At 37.8% G+C, this 3,844-nt stretch carries 3 protein-coding genes; all 3 read left to right on the top strand.

Going from position 1 to position 3,844, the window contains the following annotated elements; all coding sequences use genetic code 11:
• Positions 1-1,457 (top strand): glutamate synthase subunit beta (locus RM529_RS16330; protein ID WP_311485806.1); only part of this gene is annotated, 1,457 nt, incomplete at its 5' end.
• A 792-nt stretch (positions 1,458-2,249) separates the two neighbouring features.
• On the top strand, positions 2,250-3,563 hold the full coding sequence (locus RM529_RS16325) for a tyrosine-type recombinase/integrase (protein ID WP_311485805.1): 1,314 nt from the start codon (positions 2,250-2,252) through the stop codon (positions 3,561-3,563).
• 11 nt (positions 3,564-3,574) lie between these two features.
• Positions 3,575-3,703 (top strand): hypothetical protein, encoded by a 129-nt coding sequence (locus RM529_RS16320; RefSeq protein ID WP_311485804.1) that lies wholly within the window; start codon positions 3,575-3,577, stop codon positions 3,701-3,703.
• Positions 3,704-3,844: the final 141 nt, after the last annotated feature.

Here is a 3,844-nt window from a genome sequence, read left to right as displayed (position 1 = left end):
GAAAATTAAGAGGGTTTTTGGAATACAAAAGGACCGAAGAGGAAACTTATGCTGCTCCGGAACGAATAAAAAGTTATACAGAATTTACAAAAGATATTGATAACCAGGATCTAAATGAACAGGGAGCCCGTTGTATGGATTGCGGAATCCCTTTTTGCCACAGTGGCTGCCCGGTTGGAAACCTTATTCCGGACTTTAATGATGCTGTTTACAAAAACGAATGGAAGAGAGCAAATGCTATCCTTCACTCCACTAACAACTTTCCGGAATTTACAGGACGCTTATGCCCCGCACCATGCGAATCTGCTTGTGTACTGGGAATAATAGAACCTCCTGTCGCCATAGAAATGATTGAAAAGTACATTCCGGAAAGAGGCTTTAAAGAAGGCTGGATTAAACCAGAACCACCAACGCACAGGACAGGAAAAACTGTTGCTGTAGTGGGATCTGGCCCTGCAGGATTAGCTGCCGCACAGCAGTTAAACAGAGCAGGACATAAAGTAACTGTTTTTGAACGTGATAAAAAAGTAGGAGGTTTATTGCGATATGGAATTCCAGATTTTAAAATGGAAAAACACGTAATAGACAGGAGATTAAAAATTCTTGAAGCAGAAGGTATAGAATTCTTAACAGAGACCAACGTAGGAGTAAACTACGAAATTGAGAAACTAAAAGAGTTCGATGCAATCGTACTCTGCGGTGGCGCAACCCAAAAAAGACCTTTGCCTATTCCGGGTGCAGATGGAGAAGGCGTGGTTCAGGCAATGGAGTTCTTAAAGAGAAATAATGAAGTTGTGGATGGCCTGGCCGAACCTACAGAAAGATTACATGCAGAAGGAAAAAATGTAATTGTAATTGGTGGCGGTGATACAGGATCAGATTGTGTTGGTACTTCTAACCGGCACGGAGCAAAATCTGTTACCAATTTTGAAATTATGCCAATGCCTTCTAAAGATCGAACTATAGAAAATCCGTGGCCGTACTGGCCCTTTACTTTGAAGACAAGTTCATCACACGAAGAAGGAGTAGAAAGAAACTGGAGTATTTCTACCAAAGAATTTGTAAAAGATAAGGAAGGGAAATTAAAAGCACTTAAAACAGTAAATATTGAATGGGTAAAGGGTGAAAACGGAAGACCTAAACTTCAGGAAGTACCTGATTCAGAAAAAGAATGGCCTTGTGACCTGGTGCTTCTGGCACTTGGTTTTACGGGACCAGAAAAGACATTAAGTGAAAAATTAGGCTTGGACTTAGACAACAGGACCAACATAAAAGGAGACGAAAGTTATCAGACAAATGTGCCAAACATATTTGCTGCCGGTGATATGCGCAGGGGACAATCATTAATAGTCTGGGCAATATCAGAAGGTCGTGAAGCCGCATACAACGTAGATAAATTCCTTATGGGCTCCACCAAACTTCCAACCAAAGGAAAAGGGGACTTACCAGCCGCATAAAAGGCAATTTAATCTCCTTCTTGGATTTATAAAGGATCAGCCAATCGCTGATCCTTTTTTATTAAACACTCCTTTCCTGATGTTCGAATAATGCTGATAATTGGCATTTTCTAATCATCATATTCATTATTTACGAACCACAAGTCTAAAAGGTGATTTAGGTAATCAACTGATACCGATAATTGGCATTTTCCAAGCATCACCTTAAACAGATATTCCAAGAGCATCTTGTTGTATAAAAGGAAGCTTATTTGGTGAGCAATAGGCGAAGAAAATAACATTATGAGCTCTTTTCCGGAGTATTCTATTAAGATTTTTATTATGGCATGCCCTTCGTGCCGGGCTATCCGCGCTACACGGTAGCCGCTCCTATCCCTCATGCAAAATTTTTGTAAAGATTGATAATTCACATTTTACACGCCTCACCTTGCAATAGAGGCCTGCAAGTTTTTAAACACCTTATAGGTACAAACCTTCAAAAAAATCCTTCTTAATTTTGCTTGTCAAATGTTTGACAAATCAGAAAACACAAAACCCTCCATATCAATAAGATACAGAGGGTTTCAGTACTCGGGACGGGAGAGGAAACCCACTATTTAACCCTTTTCGGAAACTACCATAAAACCTCAACAAAGGATCAATTAACCCACTAACACAGCAATATTCAAGGATTTAGATATAGTAATAGGATTGATTGAGATTTCATAACAAGTTAATTTCCTTTGTCAATTCTTTGTCAAGTTGACAAATTGGACTAAATTAGCATTGTTCAAATGTTCAATACTTCTTATTATGGCAACGGTAAACTTTAGAATACGCAGTAAGGCAAACAAGCCTGTTTCTATATTTATTTATGTTTCACTAGAAGAAGGAAATGTTATTTCTACTCCTTCAGGTTTCACAGTCCATCCTAAAGACTGGAGCAAGACCACGAAACGACCTAAGCAAAATTCAGAGGAAACAAAAAAGACCTTCAGCAAATTGAACAATCTTCAAAAGTTCATTTATGATGAGGTAAATACCGCTCAGGCGAACGGAATTTTAATAGATGTTAATTGGCTGCGAGAAAAAATAGATCAGTGCTTTAACCGGGTAAAGAAAACCGATAATAGCCTGGTAACAAACCATACGCAGTATATTATTGATAATGCCAACACCCGGAAGATAAAAGGCAGTAATAAAATAGGATTATCTGAACGAAGAATAACGGGTTACAAGTCATTCAAAAAACTTATTGAAGCCTACGAAAAGGAAATTAAAAAAAAGATCCATTTCCAAGACATAAACAAATCCTTTGTTGACAGGCTTACTAATTGGTTAATGAACAAAAAGAACTATTCCATAAATTACTCGGGCAAGATATTAGATAACCTCAAAACGGTTTGTTTGGATGCTGAGAAAATTGATATAAAAGTTAATCCATACGCAAAGCAAATTCAAGGCTTTAAAGAGCAGAACAGCGATAGAATGATAGTTACCCTATCCTTTGAGGAACTGGAGCAAATACGCAAGGCAGAACTGGAAACGGAAGCCCAGGAGAACGCCCGAAATTGGCTTTTAATAGGTTGCGAGATAGGACAACGTGCAAGTGATTTGTTGAGGTTGACACCGGATGATCTACGGTACAAGAACAACCGCATTTATATTGATATAGAGCAGCAGAAAACCGGCAAAGCGGTTACAGTTGGGGTAATTGCACCCCACGTTATCGACATTGTAGAAAATAACTTCCCCTACTCTATTAGTCCGCAAAAATTAAATAAGCACATCAAAGATGTTTGCAAACTTGCGGAAATCGATGAAATGATAGAGGGCAAAAAATATGACAAGAAAACGAAGCGGAAGAAATTAGACTATTACCCAAAACACGAACTCGTAACTTCTCACACCTTCAGACGATCATTTGCAACCAATTACTATAAAAAGATACCTACTCCTGTACTAATTGGCATCACAGGCCATTCTAAGGAAAGTATGTTCCTGGAGTACATTAACCGCCGGGAAGATAAAGACCTCAACGCAGATATGTTTATGCAGTTTTATGAAACTATACAGCAGAACAAAGAGCCTGAAATGAAGGTTATTAAAAACGCAGCAAACCAGTAAAAAGCAAAATAATGGAATCAACAACTGAGAAGATCTTTAAGGAACTTCAACTTTACCGGGAATATAGGAATGAATACACCCGAGAAGAACGAAAACTTTTGAAAGATCAAATTAGAAAAGATATAAGAACTATTAATTAAAGTGAAAAACAGCAAAACAAGAATAAAAATGTGCAAAGATATTTTAGATGAAATTGCAATTTATCTTGACTACAGCGAGGAATATTCCGATGAGGAAAGAAAAGATATTAAAAGTGAAATTAAAAACCAACTAAGAAAAAA

This window comes from Autumnicola edwardsiae (assembly GCF_031846505.1).
Lineage (GTDB): Bacteria > Bacteroidota > Bacteroidia > Flavobacteriales > Flavobacteriaceae > Autumnicola > Autumnicola edwardsiae.
This window is presented reverse-complemented; position numbering and strand designations above follow the sequence as displayed.